The 15831-nt window shown below is 39.1% G+C and carries 10 protein-coding genes; 6 read left to right on the forward strand and 4 right to left on the reverse strand.

Annotated features, from left to right (window positions below):
* Nucleotides 1-27: 27 nt before the first annotated feature.
* A complete protein-coding gene (locus HXT47_RS03240; RefSeq protein ID WP_421789362.1) occupies nucleotides 28-729 on the reverse strand; it encodes a class I SAM-dependent methyltransferase in 702 nt (233 codons plus the stop codon).
* Between the two features lie 264 nt (nucleotides 730-993).
* Between HXT47_RS03240 and hflX the strand changes: the two genes are divergently transcribed.
* The 4 genes from hflX (at nucleotide 994) to HXT47_RS03260 (ending at nucleotide 5620) form a co-directional block, all read left to right on the forward strand.
* A complete protein-coding gene (gene hflX, locus HXT47_RS03245; RefSeq protein WP_421789392.1) occupies nucleotides 994-2448 on the forward strand; it encodes a GTPase HflX in 1455 nt (484 codons plus the stop codon).
* A gap of 140 nt (nucleotides 2449-2588) precedes the next feature.
* Nucleotides 2589-3551 (forward strand): L-lactate dehydrogenase, encoded by a 963-nt coding sequence (locus HXT47_RS03250; protein WP_004107125.1) that lies wholly within the window; start codon nucleotides 2589-2591, stop codon nucleotides 3549-3551.
* 124 nt (nucleotides 3552-3675) lie between these two features.
* Complete coding sequence (locus HXT47_RS03255; protein WP_415686937.1) at nucleotides 3676-5160, forward strand: sensor histidine kinase; 1485 nt, start codon at nucleotides 3676-3678, stop codon at nucleotides 5158-5160.
* 187 nt (nucleotides 5161-5347) lie between these two features.
* The gene (locus tag HXT47_RS03260) at nucleotides 5348-5620 is read left to right on the forward strand and encodes a WhiB family transcriptional regulator (RefSeq protein ID WP_421789364.1); all 273 of its coding nucleotides are present in this window, start codon (nucleotides 5348-5350) and stop codon (nucleotides 5618-5620) included.
* A gap of 7 nt (nucleotides 5621-5627) precedes the next feature.
* Here HXT47_RS03260 and HXT47_RS03265 read toward each other — a convergent pair whose 3' ends face one another.
* The 3 genes from HXT47_RS03265 to HXT47_RS03275 all read right to left on the reverse strand — a co-directional run bounded on the left by HXT47_RS03265 (nucleotide 5628) and on the right by HXT47_RS03275 (nucleotide 10522).
* Nucleotides 5628-7451, reverse strand: a complete 1824-nt coding sequence (locus HXT47_RS03265) for an FtsK/SpoIIIE domain-containing protein (RefSeq protein ID WP_421789394.1) — start codon at nucleotides 7449-7451, stop codon at nucleotides 5628-5630.
* Between the two features lie 235 nt (nucleotides 7452-7686).
* A complete protein-coding gene (locus tag HXT47_RS03270) occupies nucleotides 7687-8985 on the reverse strand; it encodes an LCP family protein (RefSeq protein WP_032842522.1) in 1299 nt (432 codons plus the stop codon).
* 103 nt (nucleotides 8986-9088) lie between these two features.
* Nucleotides 9089-10522 (reverse strand): LCP family protein, encoded by a 1434-nt coding sequence (locus tag HXT47_RS03275; protein WP_421789396.1) that lies wholly within the window; start codon nucleotides 10520-10522, stop codon nucleotides 9089-9091.
* Nucleotides 10523-10843: 321 nt separating this feature from the next.
* Here HXT47_RS03275 and HXT47_RS03280 point away from each other — a divergent pair, with 321 nt between their 5' ends.
* The gene (locus tag HXT47_RS03280; RefSeq protein ID WP_101885989.1) at nucleotides 10844-14245 is read left to right on the forward strand and encodes a glycosyltransferase family 2 protein; all 3402 of its coding nucleotides are present in this window, start codon (nucleotides 10844-10846) and stop codon (nucleotides 14243-14245) included.
* A complete protein-coding gene (locus HXT47_RS03285) occupies nucleotides 14232-15818 on the forward strand; it encodes a DUF5719 family protein (RefSeq protein WP_421789367.1) in 1587 nt (528 codons plus the stop codon). Before HXT47_RS03280 ends, HXT47_RS03285 begins: the two co-directional genes overlap by 14 nt.
* Nucleotides 15819-15831 lie beyond the last annotated feature (13 nt).

Consider the following 15831-nt stretch of genomic DNA (forward strand, 5'->3'; position numbering starts at 1 on the left):
TACTTCTTTAGTGCTTTTAGTATTTCTTTAGTGCTTACTTTTTAGTACTTCTATAATTCGGTATCCTTTAGAGCTTGCATATTTTTCAACGTTGTAGTTTTCGCCAAGATTTTCAGCAAGCCAAGGAATAAGTGAGTCTGAGCCAAGATTTTTTTGCACAACTAAGTAAGCTGCTCCTCCCACTTTTAAACGCGGAATCCAAGTCATCAAAATGTCGTGCAACATTTCTTTTCCAACGCGAATTGGTGGATTGGACCATATGAGATCAAAATTATTAAATTCCAAAGTATTATTTTCTTTTAAAGCGTCATCTACTAAAGAAATGCGAATATGCTTTAAGCCAGCGTTTTTTGCGTTTAGTTCAGTAAGCTCTAGCGCTCGCTCATTTACATCTACAGCTACAATTTCAGCTTCTGGAGATTCTAAGCCCATTGCAATGCTTATAGGACCCCATCCGCATCCAATATCAAGGAATTTGCCATTTTCTGGTGGTTTTGGAGCATGTTTTAGTAGCACAGACGTGCCTAGATCAAGCTTAGAAGCGCTGAATACTCCGTTTGAGACTTGTATAACAGTTTCATGATTTCTCAAAGTTACATGTAACGTTCTTCGCTCATCGCAAGATGATGGTGTTGCAGAAAAGTATTGTTCGCCACTGATTTTTTGCGTTTTTTCTGATTTTGGTGATTTGGTTTTATCGTATTGTTTAAATTGTTGATGACTTTCCATGATCTCGCTCAAAAATACCGTATTTCGCCTATAAATTTAAATTTATTAATATACTTTTTACTATTGTATCTTTATTTACATATCATACATATAGGTTGTGTTCATATATTGTCGTCTCAAGTCACCATAATAAGACAAACGTTGTAAAACGCTATTTACAATGAAATAGAGGAGGGACAGTTGGTGGATAGTAATGTGGTATCCGGGCGAGATGATGTGCTTAATTCAAACGATCTTTCCTCCCTCGAAAATGATTCTAATAATATGAATGAGCATAATCTCACCAATAATGCAGTGCTTTATGCTCATTCGGATGTGCTTCTAGACACTACTTCTGACAGTGAAAAGCATGATGAAGCTTGGCAGGAGCGTGAGTCTCGTAATGCTTTAAAGCGTGTAGCTGGTCTTGGTGAATTACAAGATGTTACCGAGGTTGAGTATAGAAAGCTTCGTCTTGAGCGCGTTGTGCTAGTAGGAGTGTGGTCTAGCGCAAAAGGAACTCTTGCTCAAGCTGAAGAATCGTTGCGTGAGCTTGCAGCGTTGGCGCAGACTGCTGGTGCTGTTGTTTGCGATGGCATGTTGCAACAACGATATAGACCAGATGCTGCAACTTATGTTGGTTCAGGTAAAGCGCGTGAGCTTGCAGCAGTAGTTGCTCAACATGATGCAGATACGATTATTGTTGACGATGATTTACCACCTAGCCAGCGTAGAGCTTTAGAAGATGCAACCAAAGTTAAGGTTGTCGATCGCACTGCTGTTATTTTGGATATTTTTGCTCAGCATGCTACAAGCCGTGAAGGTAAAGCTCAAGTTGAGCTTGCTCAATTGCAATATATGCTTCCGCGATTAAGAGGCTGGGGTGCTGCTCTTTCTAGGCAGGCTGGTGGTAGAGCTGCAGGCGATGCTGGTATTGGTTCTAGAGGTCCTGGCGAAACTAAAATCGAAATGGATCGTCGAGCTATTCGAAATCGTATTTCTAAACTTCGCCACGATATTGCAAATATGGCACCTGCGCGCGATGTAAAACGTGGTTCTCGTAGACGACAAGATATTCCAACTGTAGCTGTTGTTGGATATACGAATGCTGGCAAGTCGTCTATTATAAATCGCCTTACTGGTTCACAAGAATTAGTAGAAAATGCACTGTTTGCAACTCTTGATACTGCAGTACGTCGTTCTCAAACTCAAGATGGTAGAAGCTATACTTTGGTAGATACTGTTGGTTTTGTTCGCAGACTTCCAACTCAATTAGTTGAAGCATTTAAATCCACTTTGGAAGAAGTTGGACAAGCAGATGTTATTTTGCATGTAGTTGACGGTTCGCATCCAGATCCTATTTCGCAAATTAATGCAGTAAACGAAGTTCTCGCTAATATTTCTGGTGTAGAAGATATACCTCAAATTATGGCATTGAATAAATCAGACATGATGAGTGATGCTGCGCGAGAACGTTTTTCTTCTCTCTATCCTGATGCCGTTATTGTTTCTGCATTTAGTGGCGAAAATTTGCAAATATTGCGCAATCGTTTAGAAGAATTGTTACCGTCTCCTCGTGTTCGTGTAGATGTAACTTTGCCGTACGAGTTTGGTGGATTATTATCAAAAGTTCGTGAAAATGGTGTAGTTGAAAAAGCAGAATATGTAGATTCTGGGGTTGAACTTATTGCTTGGGTTGGACCATCGTTAGCTGCAAAACTTATGAAAGCAGCGTTGTAATAATAAATTCCGGTGGTGCGATTAGAGTAAAGGTGTTCATACCAAAAGCTCTTAATGTGAGAGCAGCCCTTAGTAATGCATAAATTAAGTATTTTTATGCGAGTAGGGTTTAATAGGTTGCCGAAAAGAGGTTTTTGCTCATGGTGAGTTCGCAGGTTAAGCCAACTAAGCTTGCAATTATTGGTGCCGGTGCAGTCGGATCTACTCTCGCTTTCGCTGCTGCTCAGCGTGGTGTTGCGCGTGAGATTGTGCTTGAAGATATTGCTAAGGAACGTGTTGAAGCTGAAGTTTTGGATATGCAGCATGGTTCTAGCTTCTATCCTGCAGTTTCTATTGCCGGTTCTGACGATGTAGAAATTTGCCGTGATGCTGACATGGTTGTGATTACTGCTGGCGCTCGCCAGAAGCCAGGTCAGACTCGTTTGGAGCTCGCAGGTGCAACTATCAACATCATGAAGTCAATCATTCCAAACGTTGTGAAGGTTGCTCCTAACGCAATTTACATGTTGATTACTAATCCTGTTGATGTTGTTACGCACGTTTCTATGAAGCTTTCTGGTCTTCCAGCAAACCAAATGTTTGGTTCTGGTACCAACCTTGATTCCGCTCGTCTTCGTTTCTTGATCGCTCAGCACACTGGCGTTAATGTTAAGAACGTTCACGCATACATTGCTGGCGAACACGGTGACTCTGAAGTTCCTCTGTGGGCTTCTGCAACCATCGGTGGTGTTCCAATGTGCGATTGGAACGCTCTTCCAGGTCATGAGCCACTTGATGCTGCTAAGCGTGAAGAGATCCATCAGGAAGTTGTTAACGCTGCTTACAAGATTATCAACGGTAAGGGTGCAACAAACTACGCTATTGCTATGTCTGGTGTAGATATTGTTGAGGCTGTTCTTCGCGACACTAACCGCATTCTTCCAGTGTCTTCTTTGCTTGATGACTTCCACGGCATTTCTGATGTGTGCATGTCTGTGCCAACATTGCTTAATCGCAATGGTGTAAACTCTCGTCTAAACACTCCAGTTTCTGATCGTGAGTTGGCTGCTTTGAAGCGTTCTGCTGAAACTTTGCGCGAAACTGCTGCTAAGTTTGGCTTCTAGTTTTAAAGAATAATTTATAAATTATTAAACCGCTTCTTCTCTTAATTGAGGAGGAGCGGTTTTCTTGTTCAAAACAACAACATGCATCGCAGAATTTTCTGTGAGTTCGATATATTATTACATTATGGCTGATTTTTCTAACATTCTTGCTACTCGTCCTGATTTTAATGACAGTGATCGTGAGTGGCTTCACCATTTGGTGGCAGATTGGCAGGTTATTGCAGATTTGAGTTTCGCAGATTTGCTGCTGATTATTCAAAATGGTGACGGTGATTATGTTGTTGCTGAACAATGTCGTCCTTCAACAGCTATTACTTTGCGTACTGATGATTTGTTAGGTAAAAAATTAGATGATTCTTTAGTGCCTGAGCTTAATGAGGCGATGAAATCTGAGACAAGTTTCCACTCTTCAACCTTACGCTCTATTGGTAGAGCTACCGTGTGCTACGTTTATGCTCCAGTTCGTCATAGGGGTAAAACTCTCGGATTGGTTATGCGCGAAACTAATTTGGCAACGCGTGAATCTAATGGTCGTTATGAAACCGAAAGCATTAATGCTGGTAAAACTTTATTTGACATGATTCCTCGTGAACAATTCCCATATCATGAATCTGTATTAAATCAGCGACATAATGCTCGAGTATCCGATGGTTTTATTGTGCTAGAAGACGATGGAATAGTTCGTTATGCTTCTCCTAATGCCATTAGTTGTTTCCGCAGACTTGGCGGATTAAACACTATGCAAGGTGAATATTTAAGCGAATTTGGCACTAGACTGTTGCATACGAACGACAATGTTCCTGAAAGTTTACCTCTTGTATTAACTGGAAAAGCTGATGTGGATTGCGAACTTGAAGCGAACCATTCTATAGTTTCTATGCGCTCTTTGCCTCTGTGGGGGCCAAATAATCGTGTTGGAGCAGTAGTGTTATGCCGTGATGTTACTGAAGTTTTGCGGCGTGAGCAAGAATTGCGCACTAAGAATGCCACTATTTCTGAAATACACCATCGTGTAAAAAACAATTTACAGGCTGTTTCTGCTCTTTTGCGTTTGCAAGCTCGCAAAACAAAATCTATTGAAGTTAGAAAAGAACTTGAAGAAGCTCAACGTCGTGTGCAAACTATAGCACTAGTTCATGAAGGCTTAAGCCAAACTGCTGACGAAATTGTTGATTTTGACAAAGTTATTTCGAGTTTGTTGAAGATGTCAATTGAGTTGGCATCTCAGAATCAAAATATTGATATTGATTTTGTTGGAAAATTTGGCAGATTAGCAGCTCAGGATGCTACACCATTGTCTCTTGTTTTAACTGAGCTAGTGACGAATGCAGTTGAACATGGTTTTGAAGGTCGTGAAAAAGGTCATATTCGTATTGCAGTTGGTAGAGGCGGAGACAATCTTAATATTGTCGTTGAAGATGATGGAGATGGCATAGATAGTGAGTCTTCTCATGGAATGGCTAAACCATCTGGGTCTGGTCTTGGAACGCAAATCATAAACACATTTGTCACTAACGATTTTGGTGGCACAGTTCGTTGGTCTCCTCGAAGAGAGGGCGGAACTAGGGTAGTGTTAGACATTAAATTGCGCGTATCTGGTATTGAGTAGCTTTACGTAAAAATTGTTTTCCAACATGCATTAAATGATATAAATTTAATGTAAAAAGTATAGGAAAAATTAAAATTGCTAATAAAGATGCAAAATGCCTTGAAAAAACTTTCTTTTCATGATTTCCTTACATTCAGGGGAACTTCTAAAGCTCACCGTTGTAGGTAAGAAATGAGGATAATAATTCATGAACAACTCGTTTGATTGGCGCACAACAGCAGCATGTAGTGACAAAGATCCTGAACTGTTCTTTCCCCTTGGAAGTGCTGGTACAGCACTTCAACAGCTTGAAGAAGCAAAAGCAGTATGTCGCTCATGTGACGTTGCAACAGAGTGCTTAAGATGCGCATTAGAAACTAACCAAGACTATGGTGTTTGGGGAGGACTAAGCGAGGATGAGCGTAGAACTCTAAAGCGTAGAGCAATGCGCGTACGTAAAAGTCAAGATGAGTCACTATGAATAAATTTTATTCTACGTGCGCTATTTGAGTTAAACTTGCTGATCCTGGAGTGATTAAAACACATCGTCCTGGAAGTTGATAGTCTTCAATATCAAAACTTTTAGATAAAGCAGAAGGTATTCCAAGCATTGTATCTGTGCCAATATCTCCTGTTGGAAATATTATCCTCACTGGCGCTTGCTCAGGTAAACGTAAGTAGCGAGAAGTGCTAGTGCTCATAATAACTGGGCATTGTTTACTATTTAATCTTTTTTGAAAAGCAATAGCAGTTTGTTTAGTATTTAGCGGATCAAGCAATTCATCCGCATCGTCAATAATAATTGGCGTATTTTCGTTGTAAATGTTATTAATGTTTTGCTCGCATAGTGATTTTCCTGAATATATTGGCAGGTTTAAAGTTTTAGAAATTATTTTTAATATTGTTGTTTTGCCTTGTTTTCTACTACCAATAACAGCTATATTCCCAAGGTGAATTGGCAATAGAGCAGGATATAAGTGTATGGTATCGTCTTGCAAACCAATAATAATATTCTTAGTATTAAATTCTTGAGTACGTAAACTTTGAGATATTTTTTGCTCCGAATTTTTATATTTGTAATTATTTGAATACTCTGCAAGTTGTTTTGATGAAAGAATCGACGGCAATGGTTTGCTAAATAATTCTGGAGAATGATCATGATGGCAGAATCTACCAGCTAGCTGTATTGCTCGTACTAAATGTGCAGGATTGCTGCTTTGAGCACATCGCAAAGATGCTACTCCTTCTCCAATATTGTAATATGCGGCTCCTGGTGTATTTGGGCTTATTTTAGCTGCATGCGCTGTTCCTAATAATTCTTGCGATTGCATTCCGTCTCTAACTCTTAAGCAAATATTAATAGAAATATTAGCTTTCATATCTGCGCTTACTTGTGCGAGTGGATTTTGAGTTCCAGCAATAATATGCATTCCCAAAGATCTGCCTACTGATGCAATTCGTATAAGACGAGGCATGTAGTCGGGAAGTTGATCTTTTAAAGCATGAAATTCGTCAATAACAATAAGCAATGAAGGCTCAGCTGGAGTTACTTGTGCAATATTATTACACCCATGATGAGCTACTAGTCTTTCTCGTCTATCTAGTTCTAGTTCGAGACCTTTTAGAGCGCGTATTGCGTGTTTAAGATTTAAATCTCCTACGTTTCCCATAGCATGTGGGAGTTTAGATAGTATGTCAAAAGTTGCTCCTCCTTTAAAATCCATAAAAACAAACCGTAGCTGCTGTGGGCCGTATTGAAAAGCCAAAGCTAAACACCAAGTCGTAAGAAGTACTGATTTACCAGAACCAGTTGTTCCAGCAACTAAAGCATGTGGTCCATTGTTAATTAAATCTAAATAGCAGTATCCATTATTGCTTATTCCAAGTGGAGCTATAAGGTGTTTAGTTTTTGAATTAGGTAAGTAGTTATAAATATTTGTATTTAGATTTTCCTTCATACTATTAGATTGGTTTTTTGTGTCGTATGTTCCTGCATTTTTTAACCATATTTGCAATACTTCTTTCCAGTGATGTTGCGTATTAGAAATTGCATTTCTTCTCATAAGTAATGTTTCTAAACTTACTGGTGTAATAGTATCTGGCAAACTTTCTACAGTTTGTTGATTATAAGTTAAGTTATTTGACGATTGCGTAGTGTTTAATAATTGAATTTGCTGATTTTGTTGAACACTTTGAACAGAATTTTTCTCAGATATGTATTGAAAAATTTGTGGAATAAGACTTGCTATGTACATCATAATGCTTGGAATAATCATGGTTAGCATCATCCAATTATTTTGCATCCATGCCATTATAGCCAATGCTATGTGAGCGAATATGGGAACTATACTCGCTGCCATCTGTACATGCATAAGTACTTTAGTTGTAGACATTCCTGTATTAGATTTGTTACTCATAAATGTATGAGACAATATTTTTGATTTTTGTGCAATACTTATGCAAGATTGTGGTTAAAAGATACGAGTTTAGTGCTTTCTAAGTTATGGTATCTAATTGAAGTGTTGTTTATACAACAATACTTCGAAATTATTGTTGCTCAGCAAGAGTTCCAACTGATCCAGGTTTATGAGTGCCTGATGCAAGTTGGTTGAATAAATCTAAGTTTTTAGCATCATCGAGAAGCACAGATGAACCAACTCCTGGAACTTGATAGTCAGGATTCGTCCAATATACTGTTCCAGATATGCCTGACGGTCCAGTTGCTTCTTTGAATGCTTGAGCCATTTCCCATAATGTTCCTGGATTGGTTTTCTCGTCAAAAATAACTGAAGCAAGTCCCGTTTCAGCAAGCTTTTTTACTTTTCCAAAATTCAATAATGTATTGTGATCTAAAGCTTTTTTCATAATAGCTGCAATAACCATTCGTTGACGTGCAGCTCGTCCAAAATCAGATTCTGGATCTGCGTATCGCATTCGCGAAAATGCTAACGCTGTATTCCCATCAACGTGATGGCATCCAGAAGTCCAATTTAACCCACTAAACTTATCGCTTACGGTACGGTTGTAGCATAAATCAATGCCGTCTATAGCGTTAACAACATTAGTAAGACCGCCAAAACGTATTTCTGCAACATGGTCAATGCGATGACCTGTAATTTTTTCTATTGCTGCTGTTAATGCTTTATTTCCAGCTGCTTGCGCAACGCTATTAATTTTTACTTGTTCGCCATTTAAAGAAACAAGAGAATCTCGAGGAATAGAAATTAGAGAGCTGTGACCATTGCTCGGCTTTGTCAATACAAGAATAGTATCTGTTCTAAATCCTGTTATCTCTTTAGCTTCTTCGCCTTCTCTTTGATCAGAACCAAGAATAAGCCATGCTTTGCCTTGAGTGCTAGGAGTATTAGTAAGCCAAGTAGTGCGGTTAATTCTTGAGTCAACCCAGTTCCACGAATATACCCCAAAACCAGTTACACCTACTGCCAGAACAACAAAAAATGCAATAAATGCATGTAAAATTCTGTGCGGTTTGTGCGGTAGTATTTTTGCTGCACTTCCAACTGCTTTATTTATAGTTGTTGGAATACGCATTTGTGAAATAGAACTTGTGCGCGGTGCTGGTCTTGGTTGCAATTGCGATGTGTAAGAAACAGGTCTAGAAGAACATTGTTCTGGACTTTTTAAGATTCTTGTTCTTTGAGTTGTAGGCGCAAAAGACGGCGCTTGTGATGGAAGCGCATTAGACTCTATTTTGCCTCTTTTTACGCGTTTTGGAGTGAAACTAGGAGGCACGTTTGAGTTAGATGAATCGTTATTATGAGAAGGAGTGAAGATAGGTGGGTTTATATTATCTTCAGAAGGGTCCTCATACAATCTCGAATTCATTCATCCTCCAAAATAAGCATGTATCTTCAATGACTATGAATATATAATATATAAATTTTATGCTCGTACATTAATATTCATAGATTACATCTTGCTTAATTGTTTACTTTTTTCTAGGCACAGCGCAAAGTACATTGTTTGCATACTTGTCTGCAAAGCCAACGTATTGTCCTGTTTGTGGATCGTGAATAGTTCCATTTTCAGGATTTACAATTCCTCCAGTATTTGGATCAATAAGTTGTCCTTGAGAATTTTTTATTAATCCTGTTTTTGGATCAACATGTCCCATCTTCTTTGGATTTGTAGTTTTATTAAGTTTGTCGTTTTCGCTTATATTGCTATTGTCATCCGTATCTTCATTGTCTTGATCGTTCGTATCATTAGGCGAATTATTGGCATTCTTTTTGTTAGTGCCGTTAGTTTTATGATTTAGCGATAGCGGTTTATTTTCACGCATTAAATCCCAAATATTGTCTGCTTCGTCAGACCATACAACACGATTTGGATCATAAGGATCTGGAATAACAGGAGTAGTACGAGCATAAATATGTGAAGAATCTAATTTACGCATGCTTAATGCCAAACCGACCAAAGTGGTAGGATTGGCCAAGCCTTCACTTATATTTAATGCTCCCAACGATGCTTTTGCAAGCTGGTAAAGCTCACTTGTCTGAGTAAATAAGTTTTTAGACAGTGCTTGATGTAAAAGCTGTTTAATCAAGTATTGCTGTCTTGTTGTTCGCATTATGTCAGAGCCATCGCTTGCTGTATCGTGGCGCATTCTAGCGTATTGAGTAGCAAGTCGACCATTAAGATGCTGCATTCCTTGTTTGAAATTTACACCCGTATAGGCATCGCGAGTTGCTGTTGGGATGCATACGGATACTCCACCAACTGCATCAATCATATTGCTTAATCCACTGAAATCAGCGACTATAAAATGATGGATATTTAAACCAGTAAGTGAATTAACAGCTTTTAACGAGCATGATGCTGCTGAGGCTAAATCTCCGCCTTGTGCATATCCTAAGGCGAAAATTGAATTAAACATCACATGTTTTCTTGCAGGAATATGTCCTTTTGTAGTGTCGCATGCTGGTGCGTTTACCATAGAATCTCGTGGAATAGAAACGATATTCATGTATGATCTATCTGCGCTAATTTGAACTACCATAGTAGTATCTGACTGATGATCACCAGTTTCACCGTCGTGTGTGAAGCTTTGATTGTTCCCATCTCGAGAATCTTGACCTAAAACAAGAAAAGTTACTGGTTTGCCTGCGTTAATATCAAGTGTCTGATTAGCTTCTGGATCTTTAGATATGACGTTTACAACTCTGTTACTTACAGCAGAAGAAAAATCTAACCACACTGCAGCTATGATTGTTGAAAAGAATGTAAGTACTGAAATAACAAGCATACACAGTATCTTGCGCGTGCGGTTAATCATTCTATAACCAAGACTATGATGAGGAGTTGAATTCCAATCTTCGCCTGGTTGGTACCGCATGCCTTCATGATACCGTGAAGTTGTCATCGTACCTTCTTTCTCAATAATGAGGAACCTTTTAGGTTGTGGCAATATCATTTCTTTTGCCATCGAATAAATCAATATTCAATGGACACATATAACGCGCCATTATAGTACATGGCAATGAGATTTATGACACCTGGTTGTGTTGAATATTATTTGATCTTTTAATGAAAATTTTAATAAGTTTAAGCAAATATTCTAATTAAATTTATATGGAATGCACTGGTTAATATGAACAAAAATATTAATAAAATATGTATAAATTTATTTAGAATTACGACTTGTGTTTTGGTGGATACATACCCCCTGCGTAAACTGGTAAGTATGGATTCGATAACCGCTCATAATCTTACATTTGAAGACGAAGTTTTACAGGTGCTGTCATCTGCGAAAGATGCGCATCCTCATGATGTGGATTCGTCCATTATGGCAATGATGTGTGTGGAGCGAGATACTCGTTTTTATGCTGATACGTTACATGCAGTACTAAGTCAATCAATTCTTCCTGGAACTTTGGTAATAGTCGATTGTGCTAGTCGAGTAAAGCAGACTATGCAAACGAATTTACAAATAAAAATTAATTCATCTATGCTTGCGGGAGCAATTAATACTAGAAAATCATTATTGCAGAATGCTAATAATATCGATTCCAATAATACAATTGATAGCGATTCAAAATATAGACCAAATACTAATCGCGTAAATAATGCTCGCGTAAACAATAGTGAAAATAAATCTGTACGCATAATTATTATTCCCATTTCTTATGCTCATTCTTTTGGAGATGCAATAGAAAAATCTTTGCGCAAGATTTTGCCTTGTGCAGGAGTTTCTGCATTATGGCTTTTGCATGATGATTCTCGTCCTGCAGACTTCCATTGCTTAGAATATTTGCGTGAAACTTGGCGCAATACTCCGACTGCATCAGTATTGGGAGCTAAACAAGTTGATTGGCAAGGAAATATCTTGCACAACGTTGGAATGTATGCTTGGCGTCACGATGTTCATACTCTTACTGTTGACGGCGAGCCAGATCAAGAACAGTATGATGGGCGTGGAGATGTGTATGCAGTATCGCTAGCAGGTGCTTTAGTCACATTAACTGCATGGCAAACTTTACGCGGTACGCAACCATGGATGACAACTTTTGGCGAATCAAGAGATTTTTGTCGTAGAGTATGTCTATCTGGAGGTCGTGTTGTTGTAGTTCCTTCAGCTCGTATCGCACACAGGCGTGCAAGGTTAGAAGGTATCCGTACTCGTAACGGTGATGCTAGAAATCATAATAATTCAGGATCTAAATATGGTGTAGCAGCTTCTCTCGTAGCTAAGCAGCGTTACAAATACACTGATATTAGTATTTTTTTGTGGCCTCTTATATGGATTCTTAGTTTGCCTGCTTGTTTCGTTGGCGCTTTGCATTCGCTGTTTGCTAAACATCCTTATATAGCGTGGATCCGTCTGCTTTTGCCATGGCTTGCTATCATGCAATTACCTAGAGCAGTTTTTGCTCGCAGAAGGATTGCAAGGAATACTCGTGTTCCATTAAAGCGACTTGTTCCTCTTATCGCAGATCGTCATCAAGTTGCACGTTGGCGTGATCGTAGTTCTGCTTTCCAAGCTCAACAGCATTTCGTGCTGTTAAGTCCTCTAGCGAAGCGGCATTTGCATATTCGAGTGTTGCGTAGGTGGAGTGCTGTTATTCTTGCGTCTCTTCTTCTTTTTGCAGTCATATTGAATTTATATGGCTCTCCATGGCGTGAAATTTTAAGTGGCGCTTCTTGGAATGCGCAGCAATGGTTACCAACGGGTGCAGATTTCAATCAACTATGGAATTCTGCTATTGGTGCATGGGTTCCTGATGATGGTTTTGGACCTGCAATTCCTCCAGCACCATGGCTAAGTATTTGGGCAATCGCATCAACTGTGGTTGGCGCTAACCCGTTATTGGCTGTCACATTAATGTTCTTCTTAGCTGCTCCAGCTATGTGTTTAAGTTTTTGGGCTCTTGCTGGCGTATTTACGCGCTCGGATACTGTACGTGTATGCGCTGGTATTTGCTGGACTATGATTGCTATTGCTTTTGGTTTGTTTGCACGCGGTGATTTGCCAATGTTAATGACTATGGCATTTTTGCCTGCAGCATTTGCTTTTGCGTTCCATGCTGTTGGAATGTACGTAACAGAAGATCCTGTGCGTCCTGTTAAATCCACTCAATGTGCAGCATGCGCAGCATTATGCTTTATGGTTCCAGTAGCTGCAGAACCGCAGCTTGTTTTGCCTCTTATTGTTATTTTTATTGCAGCGTTTATTATGGTGCGCTCTCATCGTATTATGTTTGCGCTTATGCCTATACCATCGATAATTGTTCTGCTTCCTACAATAGGAAGTGCTATTAGATATGGCGGATCTGGAATGTGGCGTCAATTGTTCTCTAGTATGGCTTTGCCATTGAGAAGTGTGCAAGGTGCTCCACGCGTAAGCGATTACGCTGATGTTTTGTTGCACGCTTTTAATATGGCTTCTCCTAATGTTGAAATTAATATGCCATTGATGAGCTTAAGAACAATAATAATGGTAATTTTTGCAATTCTAGCTGTTGTTATGGCTGTTACGTCATTAACTTTGCCTTTTGCTTTGCGAGTTTCTCGAATGATGTGGGTTGTGATTATTTCCGGAATGCTGTTATCTCTTATTGCTGCTCGTGTTGTAGTTGCATCCGATATTTCGGGACCTGTTGCTGCAAGCGTTTTGCCTGGAGTCGCATTATCTACTGTCGGCATTTTATCTTGTATGTGCATGGTTGCCGGTCAAGCTGTTCGACGCTTTGAGCCACTACGTACTTCGAAGGAATCTGAGTCCCAAATTTTTGATAACTATAAAACTCGTGCAAGTAGACGTGCTGCAATGCGTCGTTCTGCGGCACAATTGTTGCAGCACATAATTCGCGTAGCACGCGCTGTTCTTGCAAGTGGCATGTTGACTATGGCGGTTCTTTTGGGTCTTTTTGCTGTATTGAGCGGACCTGCTACATCTATTTGCGCAAATAACAATGAGCTCCCTATGGTTGTTTCTGATTATTTGCGAAAAGACGATACTCGGCGAATACTTGCTTTAAGAGCTCAAAGTAGCCATGATTTGTCAATCTCTATTATGCGAACATCTAAGGGAGATGCAATAGACGAATCTCCAGCACTTCGTGTTAGACAAGTAATGTTTGGTGATTCATCAAGTAATAAAGCAATATATCGCGCCTCAGCACAATTGTTATCTCATGCAGATAATGGCGCAATTTCAACGTTAAAGCAACTTGGAATTGGCGGTATTTATATTGTTAATAGTTCAGAAAATAAGCAGGTTTCCCATAAAACTTCTATGTCAATACAACAATTGTTACATCCTTCTGTGCAAACTGTAAGTAATGTTAACAAAGAAGCTACTGAACAATTAATTGCACACGTTAACGCTTCTGACGGTACACAATTGGTTGTTTCATCACCGCAAGGAACTTATTGCAGATTTGATGGTGTGCCTGATTCTAAGTCGTTGTCTTCTACATCTCCGTATTATCGATCTAGGCCTCTTGCGTGGAGAGTTCCTTGGATTATTGTTTCTTCTATGGTATTACTGCTGTACTGTATTGTTGCCGTGCCTCGATTTGGCAGACATGCAATGATAGAACGTTCAGATGACAGGCATGAGGAGGAATTAGATGAACTGGCATAAAAATCCTCATGAGGGCTCTAAGCATGGTGAAGTAAATGCAGATGTAGATATTAATCGCAAGAACAAAATAGTCAGTATTGTCTCACTTGCTATTTTTAGTGCAATAATACTTATTGCTTCTGCATGTGTTGTTGCATTATGCCTACCAATGCCTCACTTTGTAGATAATCCTAATACTCCATCTAGTGGCGTTATAAGTAGTGTTGGTTCTACTCGTTTGCAAACTATTTGTCCTATTCGATTGTCTCTTCCAGATTTGACTCAATATGGTGATAGCGAATATAACGAATCAGAAGGCGATTTACAATCTTCTGCTCGTTATGGTGCTTTTGGAGATGTGTATAGTTCTAGCTTGCGTAACATACGAGATAACAATGATCAATCTATTACGTTGAATTCAAAATCAACTGATGATGATACGTCAGCTTTTATTGTTAACAATAATGTAAATCATGACGCTCAAGTTCTAGAAGGACATTTGTCACGAGTTGGATCTGGCACTGGAATATCTGCTTCCATGGTTTCATGGGCTACTAAAGGTGACGTAAAAGGTTTATCTGCAACTACCTGTTCCATGCCGTCTATGAAACAGACATTCCTAGTTCCAGAATCTGCTGATGGAATTTCTATTCGTTTAGAAGCATTTAATGCTGCTTCAAAATCTACTGTTGTTCGTGTTAAAGCTTGGTCTGCAGAACATGGCAACAATCAGTTAAATCTTTCTACAGGAAGTGCTTTTACTGTTCCTGCTCGTTCTCACGCATATTTTGATCTTGCTGCTGCTTCTCCTAAGACTTCTGGATTATACGTGCAAGTTGAAAGCGAACAGACACCTATAGCATCATTTGTAAAAGTCGTTCATATGAGTGGCTTATCTGTAAAAGGTGTAGATATTGTTCATGAATTAAGCACTCAATCTAATACAAATATTCTTTCAGGTATTAGTGAAGGCGATCAATCTAAGTTATATGTATGGCCAAATAAAGATGGTAATGTAACACTTTCATGGATGAATGATACAGGTTCTAAAGAAGTAAAGAATTTGACGTTAAAAGCACACCATTTGCAAGTTGTCGATCTTGGAAAAGTTCCAGAGCATGTTAATGCTTTGAGCGTAAGTGGAGATGTTCCTACTCAAGTAATGATGTCTATTACTAAAGATGGCAAAGATAATCAATCAGATGTAGCTTTTATTACACCATCTAGCGTGCAAGGTAGTGGCGCAATTGTTTCACCTGTTTCTGCTAATGAAACAGCTCTATACCTTTCTTCTTCAAGCGATAAAGATACTTCTGTGCGTTTGCAAGGATTTGATTTAAATGGTGTATTAGCTGCTACAAAAAACGTAACGATTCCTGCGAATGCATCTTTAAGAATTCCTGTTTCAGACATTTCGCACGATGTAGTTATGTTTATTGCGAAATCGCATAGCAAAGTTTCTTTGTCTGCCCGTATTCATAAAGATGAAATCGATAAGGCTGGTATAGCAGGTATTTCTTGGCTTTCTGCGCAATCTTTGGAGCCGCAAGAAATGAAGGTATACGTTAAAACTGACAATCATATTGTGCAATAATACGAATAAAAAT

Source organism: Gardnerella sp. DNF01205, from assembly GCF_049244135.1.
In the GTDB taxonomy this organism is placed as follows: Bacteria; Actinomycetota; Actinomycetes; order Actinomycetales; family Bifidobacteriaceae; genus Bifidobacterium; species Bifidobacterium leopoldii.

Bases quoted from the DNA above. Each gene is read 5' to 3' on its own strand.
- HXT47_RS03280 (WP_101885989.1), top strand. From the start codon at position 10,844: ATGGATTCGATAACCGCTCATAATCTTACATTTGAAGACGAAGTTTTA.
- HXT47_RS03285 (WP_421789367.1), top strand. From the start codon at position 14,232: ATGAACTGGCATAAAAATCCTCATGAGGGCTCTAAGCATGGTGAAGTA.
- HXT47_RS03255 (WP_415686937.1), top strand. From the start codon at position 3,676: ATGGCTGATTTTTCTAACATTCTTGCTACTCGTCCTGATTTTAATGAC.
- hflX (WP_421789392.1), top strand. From the start codon at position 994: ATGAATGAGCATAATCTCACCAATAATGCAGTGCTTTATGCTCATTCG.
- HXT47_RS03260 (WP_421789364.1), top strand. From the start codon at position 5,348: ATGAACAACTCGTTTGATTGGCGCACAACAGCAGCATGTAGTGACAAA.
- HXT47_RS03265 (WP_421789394.1), bottom strand. From the start codon at position 7,451: ATGGCATGGATGCAAAATAATTGGATGATGCTAACCATGATTATTCCA.
- HXT47_RS03240 (WP_421789362.1), bottom strand. From the start codon at position 729: ATGGAAAGTCATCAACAATTTAAACAATACGATAAAACCAAATCACCA.
- HXT47_RS03270 (WP_032842522.1), bottom strand. From the start codon at position 8,985: ATGAATTCGAGATTGTATGAGGACCCTTCTGAAGATAATATAAACCCA.
- HXT47_RS03275 (WP_421789396.1), bottom strand. From the start codon at position 10,522: ATGACAACTTCACGGTATCATGAAGGCATGCGGTACCAACCAGGCGAA.
- HXT47_RS03250 (WP_004107125.1), top strand. From the start codon at position 2,589: ATGGTGAGTTCGCAGGTTAAGCCAACTAAGCTTGCAATTATTGGTGCC.